Raw genomic sequence first — 20,029 nt, 5'->3', positions numbered from 1 at the left:
CTCGACGTAGAGAGCCGTCCAGTCGGCGTCGAGCGCCGCGGCTAGCCGCTTCGCCGCGCGCACGAGATGCTCCGCGTCGGGTCCGGGGCCGACCGTGACGAGCAGGCGCTCCGCCGCGGGCCACGCCGCGCGGATACCCGCGCTCGTCCGGTAATCGCGCATCTGCGCGTCGACGCGCTCGGCGGTCCTGCGCAGCGCGAGCTCGCGCAGGGCGATGAGGTTGCCCTTGCGGAAGAAGCTGTCGGCCGCGCGCGCGGCCTGCTCCGGCAGGTACACCTTGCCTTCCTGCAGGCGCTCGAGCAGCTCGTCCGGCGGCAGATCGACGAGCTCGACGTCGTCGGCTTCGTCGAAGACCTTGTCGGGCAGGGTCTCGAACACGCGTATGCCGGTGATCTGCCCGACGACGTCGTTCAGGCTTTCCAGGTGCTGGACGTTGAGCGTGGTGTAGACGTCGATGCCCGATGCGAGGAGCTCCTCGACGTCCTGCCAGCGCTTCGGATGGCGGGAACCGGGCGCGTTGGTGTGGGCGAGCTCGTCGACGAGGAGGAGGGCCGGCCTGCGGGCAAGCGCCGCGTCGAGATCGAACTCGCGCAGCACCGTTTGCTTGTAGGGATACTCCCGCAGCGGAAGGCGGTGCAGCCCTTCGGCCAGCGCCGCGGTCTCCGAGCGGCCATGGGTTTCCACGACGCCGATGACGACGTCGGTGCCGCGCGCTTTCTCCTCGCGCGCGTCGGAGAGCATGCCGTAGGTCTTGCCGACGCCGGCGGAGGCGCCGAGGAAGATCTTCAGCTTGCCGCGCGTCGCCTTCGCCTCGTCGCGCTGGACGCGCGCGAGCAGTGCGTCGGGATCGGGGCGGTCATCGGCCATGCGCCACTGTAGCAGGGTCGCGCATTGCGTTACCTCGCTGCATCGAGCGCGAGGTTGAGCGTGAGCACATTCACGCGCGGCTCGCCGAGGAAGCCGAGCTGCCGACCGTCGGTCGCATCGGCGACGAACGCACGCACGCGCGCCGCATCCATGCCGCGCGCCTTCGCGACGCGCGCGACCTGGTATTCCGCGGCCGCCGGGCTGATGTGCGGGTCGAGGCCGCTGCCGGACGCGGTGACGAGATCGATCGGCACCGGCGCTTTGTTGTCCGGGTCCGCTTCGCGCAGCGCCTTGACGCGGCTTTCGACCGACTCCATGAGCGCCGGGTTGAGCGGCCCCTGGTTCGAGCCGCTCGAGGCGGAGGCGTTATTGGGGTAGGGGGAGGTCGCGGACGGCCTTCCCCAGAAATGCTTCGGGTCGCTGAACGGCTGCCCGATGAGCTCGGAGCCCATGGCCTTGCCGTCCTTCTCGATGAGGCTGCCGTTGGCGCGGCCGGGCATCGTCGCCTGCGAGATCTGGGTGACGACGAGCGGATAGACGATCCCGGTGAGCGCCGAGAGCACGGCGAGCATGATCAACGCGGGTTTTGCTTCCGAAAACATGTCGATGTCTCCTCAGGCCATTCCGAATGCGACGAGGATCAGGTCGATCGCCTTGATGCCGATGAACGGCACGATCAGTCCGCCGACGCCGTAGATGAGCGCGTTGTCGCGCAGCACCGTCGCCGCGCCGACCGCGCGATAGCGCACGCCTTTGAGCGCGAGGGGAATCAGCGCGACGATGATGAGCGCGTTGAAGATGACCGCCGACAGGATCGCGCTCTGGGGCGTGGCGAGACCCATGATGTTGAGCGCGTTGAGCTGCGGATAAGTCGTCGCGAACGCCGCGGGGATGATCGCGAAATACTTCGCGAGGTCGTTGGCGATCGAGAACGTCGTGAGCGAGCCGCGCGTCATGAGGAGCTGCTTGCCGATCTCCACGATCTCGATGAGCTTCGTCGGGTTGGAGTCTAGGTCGACCATGTTGCCGGCTTCCTTCGCCGCCTGCGTGCCTGTGTTCATCGCCACCGCGACATCCGCCTGCGCGAGCGCGGGCGCGTCGTTGGTGCCGTCGCCCGTCATCGCGACGAGGCGTCCCTGGCCCTGGGTGTCGCGGATCAGCTTCAGCTTCGCTTCCGGTGTGGCTTCGGCGAGAAAATCGTCGACGCCGGCTTCGGCAGCGATCGCCGCGGCGGTGAGGCGGTTGTCGCCGGTGATCATCACCGTGCGTATGCCCATGCGGCGAAGCTCGGCGAAGCGCTCCTTGATCCCGCCCTTGACGATGTCCTTGAGCTCGATCACCCCGAGCACGTTGGGGCCGTCCGCGACGACGAGGGGCGTGCTGCCGCGCTTGGCGATCGTCTCGACGACGACGTTCATCGGCCCGGGGAAGCGGCCGCCTTCCGATTCGACGAAGGCGCGCACCGCGTCGGCGGCGCCCTTGCGGATGCGCCGTCCTTCGCAGTCGACGCCGCTCATGCGCGACTGCGCCGAGAAGGGCACGAACGTCGCGCCGAGCGCTTTCACGTCGCGCTCGCGGAGGTTGAACTTGTTCTTGGCGAGCACCACGATGCTGCGGCCCTCCGGCGTGCCGTCCTCGAGCGAAGCCAACTGCGCGGCGTCGGCGAGATCGCGCTCGGTGACGCCCGCCGCCGGCACGAACGCCGCCGCCTGCCGGTTGCCGAGCGTGATCGTGCCGGTCTTGTCGAGCAGCAGCACGTCGACGTCGCCGGCGGCCTCGACCGCTCGTCCCGACACCGCGATCACGTTGGCGCGCAGCATGCGCCCTATGCCAGCGAGGCCGATGGCGGACAGGAGACCGCCGATCGTGGTCGGTATCAGGCACACGAGTAGCGCGACCAGCACGGTGATCGTCACCGGGTTGCCCGACTTCGCGAGCTCCACGCCGTAGATGGAGAACGGCAGCAGCGTCACGGTCGCGAGAAGGAACACGATGGTGAGCTTGACGAGCAGGATCGTGAGCGCGATCTCGTTGGGCGTCTTCTGGCGGCGCGCGCTCTCGACCATCGCGATCATGCGGTCGAGGAAGGCTTCGCCCTGGTTGACCGTCACGCGTACGACGAGCCAGTCGGACAGCACGCGCGTGCCGCCCGTCACCGACGAGAAATCGCCGCCGGACTCGCGGATCACGGGTGCGGACTCGCCCGTGATCGCCGATTCGTCGACCGAGGCCACCCCGACGATCACCTCGCCGTCGGCGGGCACGAAATCGCCGGCCTCGACGAGATACAGGTCGCCTTTGCGCAGCGTCGTCGCGGCCACGCGTGAGCTGCGCGCGTTCCGGTCGGGACGATCGAGCTTCTTCGCCATGACGTCGCGCTTTGCGCTTCGGAGGCTCGCCGCCTGCGCCTTGCTGCGGCCTTCGGCGACGGCCTCGGCGAAGTTGGCGAAGAGCACGGTGAACCACAGCCAGATCGTGACCGCGAGGATGAAGCCGGCCGGCGCTTCACCCTGACCGGCCAGCGCCTGCGCATACAGGATCGTGGTGAGGATGCTCCCGATGTAGACGACGAACATCACCGGGTTCCTCCACTGGTGCTGCGGCAGGAGCTTCACGAACGACTCGACGAGCGCCTCTTGCAGGATGCTGCGGGTGACGAGCTTGCGTGCCGGCATCGGGACTGGAGTCGCGGAAAGGATGTGGTTGGACATTAAGGGTTCCGAAGTGAGGATCGCGGTGAACGACGGGAGGGATGTCCGCAAGGAGGGAACCGCAGGTTCCCTCCTTGGCGTTTACCGGCGATCACCGCGGAGCGGTGATGTGCTCGACGATCGGGCCGAGCGCGAGGGCCGGGAAGAACGTGAGCGCGCCGATGATGACGACGACGCCGATCAGGAAGACCACGAATAGCGGCGTGTGGGTGGGCAGCGTGCCGACGCTCGGCGGGACCTTCTTCTTGGCGGCGAGCGACCCGGCGATCGCCAGGACCGGGATCATCAGCCAGAAACGCGAGAGCAGCATCGCGAAGCCCAGCGCGGTGTTGTAAAACGGCGTGTTCGCCGAAAGACCCGCGAAAGCGCTGCCGTTGTTGTTCCCCGCGGAGGAGAAGGCGTACAGGATCTCGGAGAACGCATGCGCGCCCGGATTCGCGACGCCGGCGCGGCCGACATCGAGAGAGACGGCGAGCGCAGTCCCGCCAAGCACCATCACCAGCGGAATCAGCACCACCACCGCGGACATCTTGATCTCGTAGGCCTCGATCTTCTTGCCGAGGTACTCGGGCGTGCGGCCGATCATGAGACCCGCCACGAACACCGCGACGATCGCGAACATCAGCATGCCGTAGAGTCCCGAGCCCACGCCGCCGAAGATGACCTCGCCGAGCTGCATGAGCCACATCGGGACCAGCCCGCCCAGCGGCGTGTACGAATCGTGCATCGCGTTGACCGAGCCATTCGATGCTGCGGTGGTGGCGGTCGCCCAAAGGGCCGAGTTGACGATGCCGAAGCGCGTTTCCTTGCCTTCCATGTTGCTCGCGGACTGTTCGGCGCCGACGCAGACGCCCAGCAGCACGACGAAGACAACCGTCATCGCGGCGAGCAGCGCCCATCCCTGGCGCGTGTCGCCGACCATGCGGCCGAACGTGTAGCAGAGCGCCGCGGGTATCAGCAGGATCGCCAGCAGCTCCAGGAAGTTCGAGAGCGGCGTGGGATTTTCCAGCGGGTGCGCCGAGTTCACGTTGAAGAAGCCGCCGCCGTTGGTGCCGAGCTGCTTGATCGCGATCTGCGAAGCGGCCGGACCCACCGCGATGACCTGTTCCTTCTGGGTCGCTTTTTCGGTGACGGGGGTGCCTTTGTCGTCCTTCAGCGGCTGGCCCGCGGCGTCGAGCTTCGGGTGGTCGTACTCGACCGACTCGACGAGCGGCACGGTGTGAGACGGCGAGAGCGTCTGCACGACACCCTGGCTAACGAGTGCGAGCGCAAGGACGATCGACAGGGGCAGCAGGATGTAGAGCGTGCCGCGCGTGAGGTCGACCCAGAAGTTGCCGACCGTGGATGCGTTCTGGCGCACGAAGCCGCGGATGAGCGCTACGAGCACCGCCATACCTGCGGCCGCCGAAGCGAAGTTCTGCACGGTCAGGGCGAGCATCTGGGTCAGATAGCTCATGGTCGACTCGCCGCCGTAGCCCTGCCAGTTGGTGTTCGTCGCGAAGCTGGTCGCGGTGTTGAACGAAGAATCCGGCGAGACCGCACCCACGTTCTGTGGATTGAACGGCAGTTGCGCCTGAAAGCGCTGCAGCAGATAGACCGCGAGCGTGCCGAGTAAGCTGAACCACAGCACTGCCGCGGCGTAGCGTGTCCACGCCATCTCGCTCGCGGGATCGACACCGCACGCACGGTAGATCAGGCGCTCGATCACACCGCCGTATCGCAGCGCTCTGGAGCTGCCGTCATATACGCCCGCCATGTAGGCCCCCAGCGGCTTGGCGAGTGCGATCAGGACGGCGACATAGAACGCGAGCTGGAAGTAGCCGTTGATGTCCATCAGAACTTCTCCGGGAAAAAGAGCGCGATGAACAGATAGACGAAGATCGCGGCGGCGGCGATGCCGGAGAGGATATAGACCCAGCTCATTGCGGCCTCCTCAGCTTCTCGCAGCCGGCTATGACGGCCGCGCTGACTGCAAAAAAGAGAACGATCAAGCCAATGTAGAGCAGGTCCATGGCGAGCCCCTTCGTTCGGCGAGGGCGCAACTATAGAAAGGCGCGCATAAAGACGGCATAAAAAGGCACCGCGCGCGCGTAAAGAATGCGTAAAGAGCCAGCGATCTTTACATCTTCTTTACGCGAGGCAGTCAATAATACGAACGTGTCGCACCTACGTTTGGAGGCGTGTCATGTCCGCAGCAGTCGTAGAGACATACAACTCGGCATCCGCCGCGCAATCGCCGCGCGCGCCGTTGCATTACGCTGCCGCGGCGCTGATCTGTGCGGTGACGACGGCGCTCGCGTTTCCGCTCGCGCAACTGTTCGATCCGCCCAACATCGTCATGCTGTTCCTGCTGGCGGTCGTGGTGATCGCCGTGTGGCTCGGTCGCGGGCCCGCGATCATGTCGGCGTTCCTGTCGGTGGCGCTGTTCGATTTCTTCTTCGTGCCGCCGACGTTCTCGTTCACCGTCCACGACGTGCAGTACGTATTCACGTTCGCCGTGATGCTCGTCGTTGCACTCGTCATCGGGTATCTCACGGCGAGCGTCAAGGAGCAGGCGCAGGACGCTTACGCAAGGGAGAAGCGCACCGCGGCGCTCTACGGGATGGCGCGCGAGCTCGCCGGAACGACGACTGCGGCGCAGGCGGCTGCCGTCGTGCGGCGCTTCATCGCCGATGCGGTTGGCGCCAGCGCAGCGGTGTTCCTGCGAGGGGCGGACGGCAAAGTTCACCCCGTGGAGGTCGCCGGCGCGAACGTCCTTTCGAAGTTCGATGCACCGCTCGTCGACCTCGCGTTGAGCAGCGGCGGACCCGTCGAGGTGGATTTCAACGCGTACCTGCCGCTCGTGGCCTCGGCACGGGTTCAGGGCGTGCTTGCAGTGGCTTACGAACTTGCTCAGGCGCCGTACATGCCGCAGCATCGCGATCTGCTCGCCGCGGTCGCGGCGCTCGCGGCGATCGTCGCCGAAAGGATCGTTGCGGAAAACGCGCAGGCTTCCCGTGAAATCCTCGAATAACCTGCAGCAATCGATCGCTTGAACCGCGCCGCGGACGCGATAGCCGTCCCCGCGCCTGCGCACGCCGCGGGGCTGCCCGCGCTCACGCTCGCCGCACTTGGCATCGTCTACGGAGACATCGGGACGAGCCCGCTGTATGCCGTGAAGGAGACGTTCAATCCCGCGCACGGCATACCGCTCAGCGCCGAGACCGTCATCGGCGGCATCTCCGGCATCTTCTGGGCGCTCATGATCGTGGTCTCGCTCAAGTATGTCGTGCTGATCATGCGCGCGGACAACCGCGGCGAGGGCGGGGTGATGGCGCTACTCGCGCTGGCCTCCTCGGCGACGCGGCGCCGCGTGAAGTGGAGCGGGCGCATCGCGGTGACCGGTCTCATCGGCGTCGCGCTCTTCTACGGCGATGCGGTCCTCACGCCCGCAATCTCGGTGCTGTCGGCAGTGGAGGGCCTGGAAATCGAGACGGTCGCGCTCAAGCCGTACGTGCTGCCGATCGCGATCGGAGTTCTCGTCGGGCTCTTCGTGTTCCAGAAGCACGGCACCGCCGCAGTCGGTAAGCTCTTCGGTCCCGTGGTGATCATATGGTTTCTGGCAATTGGCGCGGTCGGCGTGCAGGGGATTGTGCGTGCGCCGCAGATCGTGCAGGCGCTCAATCCGCTGCACGCGCTGGCGTTCGTGACGCAGCACGGCTTCAGCTCTTTCGTCGTGCTCGGCGCGATTCTGCTCGCGTTCACGGGCGCGGAAGCCTTATATGCGGACATGGGCCATTTCGGCAAGCAGCCTATACGGCTCGCGTGGTTCGGCCTCGTGTTTCCCGCGCTCACGCTGAACTACCTCGGACAGGGTGCGCTGCTGATCGTCGATCCGAAGGCCGTGGAGAACCCGTTCTACCACCTCGTGCCGCCGTGGGCGCTCCTCGGCATGGTCGCGCTCGCGACCGCGGCGACGATCATCGCGTCGCAGGCGACGATCTCGGGCGCCTACTCGCTGACGCGGCAGGCGGTGCAGCTCGGGTACCTGCCTCGCATCAACGTGCAGCATACTTCGGAGACCGCCTTCGGCCAGATCTACGTGCCGGCCGTCAACTGGACACTGCTGGCGGCCGTGCTCGCAGCGGTGGTCGGGTTCGGTTCGTCGACAAGTCTTGCTTCGGCGTACGGGGTAGCGGTTACCGGGACGATGCTCGTGACGACCATACTCACGTTCTTCGTGATCCGCTATCGCTGGCACTACTCGCTGCTCGTCTCTGTTCTGGCGACGATGTTCTTCATCGCGATCGATAGCGCGTTCTTCACATCAAGCCTGCTGAAGATCGGCGAGGGCGGGTGGTTTCCCCTCACGCTTGGCACTCTGATGCTGCTTGTGATGCTGACCTGGCGTCGAGGACGCCACCTGGTGAGCGAGAAGCTGAGAGCGAGCGCGATAGATCTCGAGGCGTGTCTCGCGTCGCTGCTCGCGCACCCGCCGCATCGGGTGGCGGGCACCAGCGTGTTTCTCGTCGCCAATCCCGACGTGGTGCCGCGATCGCTTCTGCATAACCTCGCGCACAACAAGGTCCTGCACGAGCGGGTCGTGTTCCTCACCGTGATCATCGACGAGGTGCCGTACGTCTCGGAAGAGGAGCGCCTCGTGCTCGAACCATTGGGAGAGGGCTGCTGGCGCCTGAAGCTCACGTTCGGCTTCATGGAGGAGGTCGACGTGCCGCGTGCGCTAACGCCCTGCGCGTTGCGGGGACTGCCGATCGACCTGATGGACACCTCGTTCTTCCTCTCCCGCGAGAAGATCATCTCTACGCCGGGAGAGGGCATGTGGCAGTGGCGCGAGCACCTCTTCGGCGCGATGGCGCGCAACGCGGGCAGCGCCCCGGACTACTTCAACCTGCCGGCGAACCGCGTGGTCGAGCTTGGAACCCAGGTGGAGATCTGACGGGCCAGCCGTACCGTCGATCAGGCCGCCATCGGCAGTCGGACGGTAAACACCGCGCCACCTTCCACGCGGTTTGCAGCCTCGAGCCGGCCGCCATGCGCCTCGACGATCGCCTGCGACAGCGCAAGGCCGAGCCCGAAGCCGCGCGTCGAGTCAGCACGCGCGCGCGAGCCTCGGTAGAAGCGCTCAAAGATGTGCGGCATCTCCTCGTCCGCGATTCCCGGGCCGTGATCCACGACGCTGACCAGACTCTGCCGGCCCTCGACCGCAATGCGCAGGTGAACACGGCTGCCCGGCGCGGAAAACTTCACCGCGTTGTCCAAGAGGTTGGTGAGAACGAGACCGGCCGAGCCGTGCGGAATCCGCGCGAGCACCTCATTCGCCGCATCGAGTTCGATTTGCACGCCGCGCTGCCGCGCGACGGGATGCACCCGCTTCACGGCTTCCTCCGCGACCACACCGAGTAGAACAGTTTCTTCGGTAAGACGCTCGTGTCCGGCATCGACACGCGCGAGCGTGAGGAGCTCCTCGACCAGCAGTGTTAACCGTTCCACCTCGTCCATGCAGGAGCGTAGCGTCTCGACGTATTCCTGTGGCTCGCGCGGCCGTCTCAGCATCACTTCGAGCTCTGTGCGCAGCCGGGAAAGCGGCGATCGCAGCTCATGGGAGGCGTCGGCGGTGAAGCGCCGCTGCGTCTCGAAGCTTTGCTGCAAGCGGTCGAGCATCGCATTCAGGGTGTCCACCAGACGCCCGATCTCATCCTGCGTGCCCGGGTGCGGCAGGCGCGCGCCGAAGGTTTCATTGCCGATGTGGCGGGCGCGGGTCACGACGTTGTCGATCGCTTTGAACACCCGCCCGGTGAGCAAGGCGCCAGCCGCGCCGACCGTAAGCAGCAGCGCAAGGCCCATTACCAGAAACAGCATGCTGGCTGAGGCGACGACGTTGTGGACATCGTCCAGCGATCCAGCGACTTGAATGACGAGCGGTGTGCCGGAGACCGTCAGTGGGATCGAGACCAGCCGCACGGGCTCCTCGCCGAATCCGGCAAGAGTCTCATATACGGTCTCGCCTGCGGCGACGCGCCCCAGCAGCGCAGGCGGCGTCGGCAGGCGAGCTTCGCCCAGGTTGCTGCTGCGGGCGAGCACCTTCCCGGTCGCGTCGGTGATCTGCAAAAGCCGATCCAAGCGCACGAACGAGGGCGGGGCGGTTCCCGGCGGCGCCTCGTGAATGCGGATCTCTCCTCCGGCAGCGAGCATGCCGGCTTCGGTCTCGGCGAGTGCGATCAGCGCGGCGTCGAGCTGGCCGTGCACAAGCCGCGTGAGCGTCCAGTGTGCGGCGAACGCGGTGATCGCCAGCACGGCGATGATGATTCCGACGTGCACGATGGCGAGACGCCGGCGGAAGCTAAGCAAGGGTGCCCTCTGTTTCAATGAGGAAGCCGCGCCCTCGCACAGTACGGATCAAGGATGCAGCGCCGGGAGAATCGATCTTCTTTCGCAGATTGCTGATGTGGGTGTCGATCACGCTGTCGATGCCTTCGCGGTCGGCGTCCCAGACCCGCTCCATCAGGCGTGCCCGCGTCACGACCCGGCCGGCGTGGCGCATCAGCATTTCCAGGATGGAGAACTCCTTTCGGGTCAGATCCAGCGAGCGGTCGCCGCGCATGACGCGCAGCCGGTGCGGATCGAGCGTCAAAGTGCCGACCACCAGCAGCGCCGGCCGGGTCAGGTCCGAGCGGCGCAGCAGCGCGCGTGCGCGTGCGAGGAGTTCCTCGAACGCGAAGGGTTTGGTGAGATAGTCGTCGGCGCCGATATTGAGCCCGAGGACCCGGTCGCTGAGCGCATCGCGCGCCGTCAGCATGAGGATCGGCGTCTGCACGCGCCGCACACGAAGCTCGCGGCACAGCGCGATGCCGTCCTTTCCGGGCAGCATCCAGTCGAGCACGAGCAGGTCGTAGTCGGTCATGTGTACCTGTTCGTCGCCGTCCTCGGCGGAGAATGCGATATCGACGACGAATCCCTCCTCGCGCAATCCGCGCGCGAGAAGCCTTGCGGCCTTGCGGTCATCTTCGATCAGCAGAATTCTCATCGCCAAGGTCCTCTACCTGTCGCACGCGCATTCTACGGCGCACGCGCGGCGCTGAGTCTCAAGAAAACTTCAGGATTCCTCCAGCGATTCCTGAGGAGCGATCCGCTATCGTCCTGCCCGGGTTATCCGCGGCAGCCAGTACGTTGCCGCGGTGGAACAACACAGCCGCTTTCCACAGCATGCGCATCGCCCATGAAAAACGAGCTCGATTCTCCTCCGGCGGACATCTCCTTCTGGCGCACGCTCGGTCCCGGCCTCATCACCGGCGCAGCCGACGACGATCCCAGCGGCATCGCGACGTATTCGCAGGCCGGCGCGCAGTTCGGCTTCGCGACGTTGTGGACGGTGTTGTTCACGTATCCGCTGATGGTCGGCATCCAGGTGGTGAGTGCCCGCATAGGGCGGGTCACCGGACATGGTCTCGCGGCCAACATACGCAGCCATTACTCGCCGGTACTGCTGTACGGCATCGTCGGGTTGCTCCTCGTGGCGAACACGATCAACATCGCGGCCGACATCGGCGCGATGGGGGCGGCGCTCAAACTGCTGATCGGCGGGTCAGACCACCTGTACGTCATCCTCTTCGCGGTGCTGTGCCTCGTGCTGCAGGTGTTCATTCCGTTTCCGAAGTGCGCGCCGATACTGAAAGCGCTGACGCTCGCGCTGTTTGCGTACGTCGCGACCATCTTCGCCGTGGACGTGCCGTGGGGAGAAGTTGTGGTCGACATTCTCGAGCCGGCGCTCGACCGCGACGCGGGTTATATCGTCGTGGTCGTGGCGGTGTTCGGTACGACGATCAGTCCGTATCTTTTCTTCTGGCAGGCGTCGCAGGAAGTCGAGGAGCTGCGCGCAGCGCCCGGTGAAAACGCCCTCAGGCACGCGCCCGAGCAGGCCCGCGCGCAACTGCGGCGCATCAAGATCGATACGTACGTGGGCATGGGTTTCTCCAATGTCGTCGCCTTCTTCATCATGCTCACGGCAGCGGTCACGCTGAACCGTCACGGCGTGGTCGACATCGAGAGCTCGGCACAGGCCGCCGAGGCGCTGCGTCCGGTCGCCGGCGACTTCGCCTTCGCGCTCTTCGCCGCGGGCATCGTCGGAACCGGGCTGCTCGCGGTACCGGTTCTCGCAGGCTCTGCCGCATACGCGGTGTCCGAGGCGATGCGCTGGCCCATCGGGCTCGGCCAAACAGTGCTCAAGGCCAAAGGCTTCTACGCGATCCTCAGCATAGCCACGCTCCTCGGCGTCGCGCTCAATTTCAGCTCGGTCGATCCGATCAAGGCGCTCTTCTGGAGTGCGGTCATCAACGGTGTCATTGCAGTGCCAATCATGGCGGTCATGATGCTGCTGTCCGCGAGGGAAGACGTCATGGGGCCTTTCGTCGTAACCACGCGGCTCAAAGTGCTGGGGTGGCTGTCGACAGGCGTGATGGCCGTGGCGGTGCTGGCAATGCTTGTGACATGGAGCTCGTGAATTGCGGAAGTTGAAGGAGTTTGGCGCACTGGTCGCGGCGCTACTGTCCCTCCCCGGGCTTTGCACCGCCGCCGACGAACCCGAACCGATACAGCTCAAATATCAGGCGATGGCGGTGTTTCAGCACAAACCGGCGTTTGCCGCGCCCTACACCGGCACGAACAGTCTCGTCCCCGCAAGCGAGAACAGCCGTACGCTAACCGCGACGCTGTATGCGGGAGTGCGCCTGTGGCGCGGGGCGGAGGTCTATTTCGATCCGGAGATGGCGCTCGGTGTGCCCTTTTCCGGCCTGAAGGGACTCGGGGGATTCACCAATGGCGAGATCGCGCGCACGTCGGGCCCCAACCCGGTGTTCTATCGCGCGCGTCTCTTTCTGCGCCAGACGTGGAATCTCGGCGAAGCCGACCAGACCGTCGAATCGGGGCTGAACCAGCTCGCCGGCAGCGTGGCGGCACGTCGCATCGTCCTCACGGCCGGCAATGTTTCGGCGCTCGATATCTTCGACGCGAACAAATACAGCCACGAGCCGCGCCGCTCCTTTCTCAACTGGTCGCTCATGACCCAGGGCGCGTGGGACTATCCGGCGGACGCGCGCGGCTACACCTGGGGCGCTGCGCTCGAGTACATCACACCCGACTGGGCGATACGCGCGGGCCGTTTCATGGAGCCGAAGGAGTCGAACGGACTCTCGCTCAACCGGCGCATCATGCGTAGCTACGGAGATGTCGTCGAGCTCGAGACAGGCTACGCGATCGGCGAGCAGAAGGGCCGGCTGAAGCTGCTCGCGTTCCGCAACCAGGCCGTGATGGGTAGCTTCACCGATGCGATCGCGGTTGGCTCGGCCACCGGCGCGGTGCCCGACGTGAGCCGAGTCCGCGTATCGAACGACAAGCGCGGTGCCGCGGTGAACATCGAGCACGAGCTAGCGCGGGACGTCGGCGCGTTCGCGCGCGGGAGCGCGCACGACGGGCGCACCGAGACCTTCGCTTTCACCGAGATCGACCGCTCGCTGAGCGGCGGGGTCGTGGTCGGCGGCGGCAGATGGGGCCGAGCGGACGACCAACTCGGCGTGGCTCTCGCAGTCAACGGATTGTCGAGCGCACACCGGACCTATCTCGCGCGCGGCGGTCTCGGATTTTTTCTCGGGGACGGCACGTTGTCGTACAAACCAGAATACGTCTTCGAGTCGTTCTACAGCATGAAGCTTCTGAAGAACGCGTGGCTTTCGATCGACTACCAGCGCCTGACGAACCCAGGCTATAACGCAGACCGGGGACCGGCTAACTTCTATGGCATTCGCTTACATCTGGAGAGTGGCTAGACCGCCGCAGGGCCCGCTTCATTACGCCGCGGGCGAACGGCCTACTTTCGTGGGTACGTTCCATCCCTCTCGCGCGACATTGCTGCTATCGCGATGGCGAAGAGTACCGCCGCGATTACGTAGGCAATCCAGGCGAGAACGTCGTTGGGTTGGCTGGGTGCCGTGAGGTGTAACAGCCTGTTCTGCAGCGGTCCGGGTAAGCCCGCGAGATCGACGATCAATCCGAACGTGGTGATGGTCATGCTGGCGATGATGAGCGCGTGTTTCACGACCCGTGTGCATATGGTTGTGCAAGCAGCCTCGAGTATACCTGTCGACATGAACGGGACGCTTCTACACCTCGTTTCGGGCGCCGCTGTCAGGTTGTATCCGCGGGATCGCCCGTGGCGGCGCACCCGGTGGGCAAGGCACAAAGTGTTGGAGTTCGATCCGCCGGGCGACGCCGATGCAGTACGCGGCTTGGACGAGCGTCCCAGACGCGATCGCAGAGGCGTACTGCAAGCAGTCAATGATGCGGCGATTGCTGCCGGGCTAACGATTGTCTGCAAGCCGACAATGAGTCATCGAGCCGGCGGTCGCGCGCTGCGGCGTCATTCCCTCTTGAGACATTCTCTCCGTCACGCTCAGCAACAAGGACGTCCGAATGCCCGCGATCCGTGGCTGTGCGGTGCGGGGTAACTGTTGGGGTAACTGGTCGGCGACCGAGGCAGAGAACGACGAACACTCAAGAGGGTAGGTCCGCAATTAGGTTTCGACCCCCGCCTCCAGTCAGTTACCCGACAAGACAACCGACAGCGTTCGCGTTAATTGCCGAGGGCACGTGTCGCGGCAGGTCTATCGCATCGTGAAGCACGCGCAACACTTCGACCGCTCGCGCATCATCATCATGCCGCGCGCGGAACAAAATGAAGTGTCGGCCCTTTCTACCGTGTCGTGCCACGCGCAACGTGAAGCGCCTCAATCTCGACGGCGCCGACGTCTGCCGCGCGCATGCGTTAGTAACGGTGGGTGATCGACTGGCGTCGCAGAGCGCAATGTCCTGTATCATCCGCGTCGGGTGTCGATGCTGAGCTGCAGCGGCGACAGGTTCATGCGCTGGTCGGGCCGCCGCGCGGGAGTACCGATATGGACCGACACCGTTCAGTTGCGCCTGCCGATCGTCCTCGAACCTTGGCAAGGCGCGTAGTCTCCGCACTCGATCACTTTCTTCACGTAGAGGCGGTCAGCGGCATCGTGCTGCTCGTTGCAGCCGCTGCCGCCCTGACATGGGCGAACTCGCCGGCAGGTGGGGGCTATGAAGCGTTTTGGGGCACGCCGGTCGTGTTCGGCACCGCCGATGTCACGGTCTCCCAATCGCTGCGCTTCTGGATCAACGACGGCCTGATGGTCGTGTTCTTTCTCGTGGTCGGCATGGAGATCCGGCGCGAGCTGCACGACGGCGCGCTGGCCGATTGGCGGCAGGCCTCGCTTCCCCTTGCAGCCGCACTCGGGGGCGTGGCCGTGCCGGCGTTGATCTACCTTGCGATCGCCACGGGTCCCGTAGGCAGTGAGGGTTGGGCGGTACCGACCGCCACCGATATCGCCTTCGCCGTAGGCGTGCTCGCGCTGCTCGGGCGAACCGTACCGGCTAATGTAAGAGTGTTTCTTCTCACGCTTGCCGTCATCGACGACATCGTCGCCGTACTGATCATTGCGCTGTTCTACTCGACGAGCTTCGCTCTTGGCGGCGCACTCGTGGCTGTGGTGGGCGTGGCAATGGTCTTCGGCATGCACCGGTTCGGCATCGAGTCGGCTTTCGCGTACGTGCTGCCCGGCGCGGTCGTCTGGGGTGGATTCATTCTGATGGGGCTGCATCCGACGCTGGCGGGGGTATTGCTCGGCCTGATGACGCCCCCGTATCCGCTGCGTGGCGGCGGGATTGCGCCGGGTGCGCGCGTGGAGATGGCGCTGCATCCGTGGGTGTCGTACCTGGTGATGCCGCTGTTTGCGCTCGCGAACGCCGGGGTCGGCTTGGACGGCACGGCGCTCACCGGCGGCGCGCACGTCGTCACGCTCGCAGTCTTCATCGCGCTGGTCGCGGGCAAGCCGCTGGGCGTCGTCACCGCGACGTGGCTCGCCGTCCGCCTTGGCGGATGCAGCTTGCCGGCCGGCGTCACGTGGGGTGGAATCGTGCTGGTCGGGCTGCTGGCAGGCATCGGCTTCACGATGTCGATCTTCATCGCGATGCTGGCCTTTACGGACGAAACGGTTCTCGGCGCAGCGAAGCTGGGCGTGCTCGCGGCTTCGCTCACCGCCGCGCTGCTGGGACTGGCGTGGGGAGCCCTACAGCGCGGTCGCGCGTGATCGGCGACGTTCGAAACCGATCGTGTTGCCGGTCGCTCAAGTATCGCCGCTGTCCGCGAGCTCCTCGGGTGCGAGCGTGTAGCGGCGGGGCTTCCCAGCCTCCTCGAGCAGCGCGTTCACTTCCGATTTGAGCTCGGACATCCGCCGCTCGCGGTGCATCAGCGCCTGGTTGAACCGCGTCAGCTCGTCCATGTTCACGCGGAGCGCTTCTTCCGCGTGCCTGCGTGCGCTGATGTCGTTGAACAGGATCGCGACGCGGCGCTCCCGCGGCTCGCCGACCCGGAACGCGTAGACGTCGTACCAACGTCCGAGCGCGGCCGCCTGCTGCTCGAAACGCCGCGGCGTGCCGGTGAGCGCGATCTCGCCGTAGATCGTGAACCAATGCTCTTCGTGCGCAGGCCGCAGCTCCCGCATGCGCTTGCCTACCGCGTCCTCGAGGCCCGTCTGCCGCTCGAACTGCGCGTTCGCTTCGAGGAATCGATAGTCGGCCGCCTGGTCGCCCTGTCCGAACAGCACTTCGATGATGCAGAAGCCTTCGTCGATCGTATCGAACAAGGACCGATATTTCTCCTCGCTCTCGCGCAACGCCGCCTCGGTCCGGCCGCGCTCGACGAGGTGCGCGCCCAACCGGGCGTAGAGGTCGATCCAGCGCAACTGGGTATCCGTGGGAGCGAACGGCTCGCGGAAGTGGACGGTCAGCACGCCCTGAAGGTCCTCGCGGCGCGTTTTCATCGGCGCGCTGATCGCGGCCTTGTAATCGAGCGCGGCGGCTGTCGCGGCGTGCTCCGCCCAGCACGGGTCGTGCGGAATGTCGGCCGCCACAACGCGTTGGCCGGTGCGTATGGCGACCGCGCACGTGGAGTGGAAGTCGGAGCTGACCGGCGGCACGGCGGCCAGCGCCGCCTTGTCGAAGCCGTGCGAAGCCGCGTATCGGAGGACATTTGTGCGCGGGTCGTGAATCTGGAGGGTGCCGCGGTCGGCTCCGAAGACGCCGATCGCGGCATCCAGCACTTCGTTCAGGCCGGCTTCCAGATCGGTGATCCACAACAGCCGGCCGGCAAGATCGTGCAGCCGGGTCATCGTGCCGAGCTCGTCCTCCAATGCGGCTTCGGCGCGCGCGCGCTCCACCGCAGCCCAGGTGCGCTCTGCTGTTTCCTCGACAAGACCGACTTCCTCGGACGTCCACCGACGCGGCCCGGCGCTCTGCACGGCGAGCGTCGCTACCCACGCACCGGCCTTGACGAGCGGCACCGCGATATAGGCTCCGATGGTCGCGGCGCCGAGGACCCCACGTTCGGATTCCGATATGGTCGCGTCGCTTTGCACGTCATTCGACAGGGCGGTCTGTCCGGACCGGTACATCTTGACGAGGCGTTCCCCGAAGTCGAGGTGCCGGAAGCGGCCGATCATCGGCGCTCGGCCACTCCCGAATCCCTGGTGAATGACAACCTCGTCGCCGACGGTCTCTCCATAGTGCGCCCGTTCGGCACCGAGGTGCTCGCCCAGTATGCGAGCTGCGGCGGACTGGATTTCCCTGGCATCTGCGAGCGGCCGTAGCGTGTCGCTCAACTTGAGCAGGTAGGCCTTGTGTTCTTCGCTCGCACGCAGCGCGTCCTCGGCGATCTTGCGCACCGTGATGTCGTTGAACGTCACCGCGACGCCGGATGTACTCTCGATCCCCGAGCGATACGGTCGTATTCCCCTCAGGAACCACCGGCCGTCGCGGTGCCGGACTTCGGCCTCGCGGCGTTCCCCTGAGCTCATCACGCTCTGAATGTCCTGCAGGAACGCGTCGTCCTCGACCTTGGGCACGAGATCGGTGATGCGGCGGCCGCTGTCTCCCGGCAACAGCGGGAACACCTGCGCGGCCGCGGGCGTGAACCAGCGCACTTTGAGCTCATCGTCCAGAAAGAGCGTGATCACCTCGCCCGACGAGAGCACGCGGCTTTGCATCTCGAGCTCGGCGATATTCGCCTGGAGTTGGAGGTTGACCTGGCTCAGCTCCTCATTGGTGTGATTGAGCTGATCGTTCGAAGCCCTCAGCTCTTCGTTCAGCGCCTGGAGCTCCTCGCGCGAGGCCTCCAGCTCTTCGTGCGAGATGCGCACGGCGTCGCGCCATTCGCGGGCATCCTGCGTCTCCTGGCCCGCTGGCGAAATCGAGTCCCCCTCCTCGCGCAGCGCACGATCCGGCTGCTGCATGAACGAGACGAGCAGCCGCGCCGGTCCGCCGTCCGCGGACGTCTGTAACGGCGTCAGGCGCACGCTCATCGTAAGCTCGCCGGTTTCCCTGTCGGGCAGACCTTCGACCGTCAGGGCGCGTCCGCCCTGCAGCGCGGCGGTGGCGCTCGTGCGAAGATGCGCGACGAGATCCGACGGCACCAGGCGCAGCAGGTCGTGCGTCGGCTGACCTTCAGGCAGGCGGAGCACTTTCTCGGTGTCGCCGTAAACCCGCAGGATGCGGAACTCGTCGTCGATCAGGACCGCAGGCAGGCCGAAGTGCTCGACTGCCGCCCGGTGTGCGGTTGCCGGCACGGCCGCCGAAGGCCGCGATTTCGGACGCGACGGGAAATCGATCTTGACGTCGGACATCGGTCCGGTTTTCCGGTAGATATTCCATTGTCTCGAGACCGGCTCGAAGCCCTTGTGGCGTGGGGAGAGGGCTTCGCCTTTACCGAGGAAGAGGCATCCGCCGATGCGTAACGCGCTATGCAGCAGAAATATCACTCGCCTGACCGCGTCCGGGTCCAGATAGATCAGAAGGTTCCTGCAGGTGATGATGTCGAGCGCGGTGAACGGGGGATCGGCGAGCAGGTTCTGCGGCGCGAAGACCATCTTCTCGCGCAACGAGCGCCGCACGCGGAAGCCCCGGTCAACGGAGTAGAAGAATCGGGTTCTGCGTTCCGCGGACAGCGATGCAACCGAAGCCGCGGGGAAGGCGCCGCGGCTTGCACGCGCCACGATCTCGGCTGAAGCATCCGTCGCAAAAACCTGAAACTCCCGCGGCGCCGGCGCGTCGGCGGCGCACTCCGAGAGGAGCATGGCCAGCGAATAGGCTTCCTCGCCGGTGGAGCAGGCAGGGCTCCACGCCCGCATCGGCCGTGGGTCATGACCTGGGCCGCATAACGGTCCCACCACGTCTCGACTCAGAATGTCCCACGCGTCCGGATCGCGAAAAAAACCGGTGACGTGGATGGGAATGGCGCGGACCAGCGCTTCCACCTCGGAAGCATCGTCCTCGATCAGTGCGAGATAGTCGTCGAACGTCGCGACCTTGCGTACATCCATGCGCTGCTGGATACGCCAGAGCAGCGGCGAGGCCTTGTAGCTGCTCAAATCGAAGCCGACCTGCCTGTGGATGAATTCGATGATCCGATCGACGCTGACACCCACGTCGGCGCCCGTGCGCTCGGCGGCGGCCGGCCGAACATACGACGCGCTCGCGCACGCCGCGATCTGCTGCGCGAGAGCGCCGGGGGGTAGGACATGATCGGCGATGCCGCGGCTGATCACGGCATTGGGCATGCCGTCGTGCAGTGCAGTCGACGGATCCTGCACCAGCACGATGCCGCCGGCCTGCCGGATGCGGACAGCGCCGGACGCGCCGTCCATACCCGTGCCGGAGAGAATCACTGCGATGCTTCGTGTCCCCTGTTCGGCCGCGAGGCTTTCCAGAAACGCATCGATCGTGTCGATCCCCGGCCGGCGCTCGCCGCCCTCGATCGGCCTCGTGCGGAACACGCCTTGTTCCAGCGTCAGAATGTGATCGGGCGACGGGATATAGATGCAATCGATCTGCGGCCGTGTGCCGTCGACGGCGGCACGAACAGGCAGCGATGTCCATTTGCCGACGAGCGATTCCAGTCTGCTCGTACGGTCTGGCGGCAGGTGCTGAATGAGCACCAGCGCCACGTCCGGACGAGCCGGCAGAAGCTCGCAGAGCGCCTGAAGCGCCGTGATCCCTCCTGCCGACGCGCCGATTCCGACGATGGGGTAATCGACAGCAGGAACGTGATCTGCCGCGGCCGCGGTCATGTCTGCCTCACTGCGCAACGCCTGTCGTGACCAGACCGCCTTTATACTCCCGGCGGGCTGCGCGGTATGAGCGGATTGCGCAGCGGGCGCCGCGCGGGTCGCGCCGGGGCAGGGGTCGCTAGTGTACTGCCCCGTTAATTTTTGGTACTTTGCGATATCTCATCTTGGAGAGATCGCAATGCCCCAACGCATGCCCCCGGTCATGTTGAGTGCCGACGAACGTGAACAACTGGAATCGTTGTCGCGGTCGCGCTCGAT

15 protein-coding genes are annotated in these 20,029 nt (G+C 65.7%); 5 read left to right on the top strand and 10 right to left on the bottom strand.

All coding sequences use genetic code 11. The features are described from left to right. From VHP37_18665 to VHP37_18640, 6 genes are all read right to left on the bottom strand, one after another. On the bottom strand, window positions 1-867 hold an 867-nt coding region (locus VHP37_18665), incomplete at its 3' end, for a two-component system sensor histidine kinase KdbD (protein HEX2828384.1). Window positions 868-896: 29 nt separating this feature from the next. Continuing rightward, complete coding sequence (gene kdpC, locus VHP37_18660) at window positions 897-1,469, bottom strand: potassium-transporting ATPase subunit KdpC (GenBank protein ID HEX2828383.1); 573 nt, start codon at window positions 1,467-1,469, stop codon at window positions 897-899. 12 nt (window positions 1,470-1,481) lie between these two features. Beyond that, window positions 1,482-3,542: a potassium-transporting ATPase subunit KdpB gene (gene kdpB / locus VHP37_18655; GenBank protein ID HEX2828382.1), complete on the bottom strand. Its 2,061-nt coding sequence runs from the start codon at window positions 3,540-3,542 to the stop codon at window positions 1,482-1,484. 127 nt (window positions 3,543-3,669) lie between these two features. After that, on the bottom strand, window positions 3,670-5,406 hold the full coding sequence (gene kdpA, locus VHP37_18650) for a potassium-transporting ATPase subunit KdpA (GenBank protein ID HEX2828381.1): 1,737 nt from the start codon (window positions 5,404-5,406) through the stop codon (window positions 3,670-3,672). Window positions 5,407-5,411: 5 nt separating this feature from the next. Continuing rightward, the gene (locus VHP37_18645; GenBank protein HEX2828380.1) at window positions 5,412-5,501 is read right to left on the bottom strand and encodes a potassium-transporting ATPase subunit F; all 90 of its coding nucleotides are present in this window, start codon (window positions 5,499-5,501) and stop codon (window positions 5,412-5,414) included. Continuing rightward, window positions 5,498-5,590: a potassium ABC transporter ATPase gene (locus VHP37_18640; GenBank protein ID HEX2828379.1), complete on the bottom strand. Its 93-nt coding sequence runs from the start codon at window positions 5,588-5,590 to the stop codon at window positions 5,498-5,500. The genes VHP37_18645 and VHP37_18640 overlap by 4 nt, the downstream gene beginning before the upstream one ends. Before the next feature lie 173 nt (window positions 5,591-5,763). Between VHP37_18640 and VHP37_18635 the strand changes: the two genes are divergently transcribed. Continuing rightward, window positions 5,764-6,591: a DUF4118 domain-containing protein gene (locus VHP37_18635; protein ID HEX2828378.1), complete on the top strand. Its 828-nt coding sequence runs from the start codon at window positions 5,764-5,766 to the stop codon at window positions 6,589-6,591. An 18-nt stretch (window positions 6,592-6,609) separates the two neighbouring features. Next, window positions 6,610-8,514 (top strand): potassium transporter Kup, encoded by a 1,905-nt coding sequence (locus VHP37_18630; protein HEX2828377.1) that lies wholly within the window; start codon window positions 6,610-6,612, stop codon window positions 8,512-8,514. 20 nt (window positions 8,515-8,534) lie between these two features. Here VHP37_18630 and VHP37_18625 read toward each other — a convergent pair whose 3' ends face one another. Both VHP37_18625 and VHP37_18620 read right to left on the bottom strand, forming a co-directional pair. After that, complete coding sequence (locus tag VHP37_18625) at window positions 8,535-9,926, bottom strand: ATP-binding protein (protein ID HEX2828376.1); 1,392 nt, start codon at window positions 9,924-9,926, stop codon at window positions 8,535-8,537. Next, entirely contained in the window at window positions 9,919-10,602 is a 684-nt protein-coding gene (locus tag VHP37_18620; GenBank protein HEX2828375.1) for a response regulator transcription factor, read from the bottom strand. The genes VHP37_18625 and VHP37_18620 overlap by 8 nt, the downstream gene beginning before the upstream one ends. A gap of 192 nt (window positions 10,603-10,794) precedes the next feature. Between VHP37_18620 and VHP37_18615 the strand changes: the two genes are divergently transcribed. Together VHP37_18615 and VHP37_18610 are read left to right on the top strand one after the other, a co-directional pair. After that, window positions 10,795-12,075: a divalent metal cation transporter gene (locus VHP37_18615; GenBank protein ID HEX2828374.1), complete on the top strand. Its 1,281-nt coding sequence runs from the start codon at window positions 10,795-10,797 to the stop codon at window positions 12,073-12,075. A 109-nt stretch (window positions 12,076-12,184) separates the two neighbouring features. After that, entirely contained in the window at window positions 12,185-13,396 is a 1,212-nt protein-coding gene (locus VHP37_18610) for a carbohydrate porin (protein ID HEX2828373.1), read from the top strand. Window positions 13,397-13,437: 41 nt separating this feature from the next. Here VHP37_18610 and VHP37_18605 read toward each other — a convergent pair whose 3' ends face one another. After that, on the bottom strand, window positions 13,438-13,665 hold the full coding sequence (locus VHP37_18605) for a hypothetical protein (GenBank protein HEX2828372.1): 228 nt from the start codon (window positions 13,663-13,665) through the stop codon (window positions 13,438-13,440). 856 nt (window positions 13,666-14,521) lie between these two features. Between VHP37_18605 and nhaA the strand changes: the two genes are divergently transcribed. Then, complete coding sequence (gene nhaA, locus VHP37_18600) at window positions 14,522-15,739, top strand: Na+/H+ antiporter NhaA (GenBank protein ID HEX2828371.1); 1,218 nt, start codon at window positions 14,522-14,524, stop codon at window positions 15,737-15,739. A gap of 36 nt (window positions 15,740-15,775) precedes the next feature. Here nhaA and VHP37_18595 read toward each other — a convergent pair whose 3' ends face one another. Further along, window positions 15,776-19,771 carry a chemotaxis protein CheB gene (locus tag VHP37_18595; protein ID HEX2828370.1) on the bottom strand — a complete coding sequence of 1,332 codons (3,996 nt, stop codon included), beginning with the start codon at window positions 19,769-19,771 and terminating at the stop codon, window positions 15,776-15,778. Between the last annotated feature and the right edge of the window lie 258 nt (window positions 19,772-20,029).

Source organism: Burkholderiales bacterium, from assembly GCA_036262035.1.
Lineage (GTDB): Bacteria > Pseudomonadota > Gammaproteobacteria > Burkholderiales > SG8-41 > JAQGMV01.
The sequence above is the reverse complement of the archived record's forward strand: the minus strand, read 5'-3'. Positions and strand labels throughout refer to the sequence as shown.

Coding starts and splice junctions, on each gene's coding strand:
- VHP37_18640 (HEX2828379.1), bottom strand. CDS start 5,590: ATGGACCTGCTCTACATTGGCTTGATCGTTCTCTTTTTTGCAGTCAGC.
- VHP37_18610 (HEX2828373.1), top strand. CDS start 12,185: ATGGCGGTGTTTCAGCACAAACCGGCGTTTGCCGCGCCCTACACCGGC.
- VHP37_18635 (HEX2828378.1), top strand. CDS start 5,764: ATGTCCGCAGCAGTCGTAGAGACATACAACTCGGCATCCGCCGCGCAA.
- VHP37_18645 (HEX2828380.1), bottom strand. CDS start 5,501: ATGAGCTGGGTCTATATCCTCTCCGGCATCGCCGCCGCCGCGATCTTC.
- nhaA (HEX2828371.1), top strand. CDS start 14,522: ATGGACCGACACCGTTCAGTTGCGCCTGCCGATCGTCCTCGAACCTTG.
- kdpB (HEX2828382.1), bottom strand. CDS start 3,542: ATGCCGGCACGCAAGCTCGTCACCCGCAGCATCCTGCAAGAGGCGCTC.
- VHP37_18615 (HEX2828374.1), top strand. CDS start 10,795: ATGAAAAACGAGCTCGATTCTCCTCCGGCGGACATCTCCTTCTGGCGC.
- VHP37_18595 (HEX2828370.1), bottom strand. CDS start 19,771: ATGACCGCGGCCGCGGCAGATCACGTTCCTGCTGTCGATTACCCCATC.
- VHP37_18620 (HEX2828375.1), bottom strand. CDS start 10,602: ATGAGAATTCTGCTGATCGAAGATGACCGCAAGGCCGCAAGGCTTCTC.
- kdpC (HEX2828383.1), bottom strand. CDS start 1,469: ATGTTTTCGGAAGCAAAACCCGCGTTGATCATGCTCGCCGTGCTCTCG.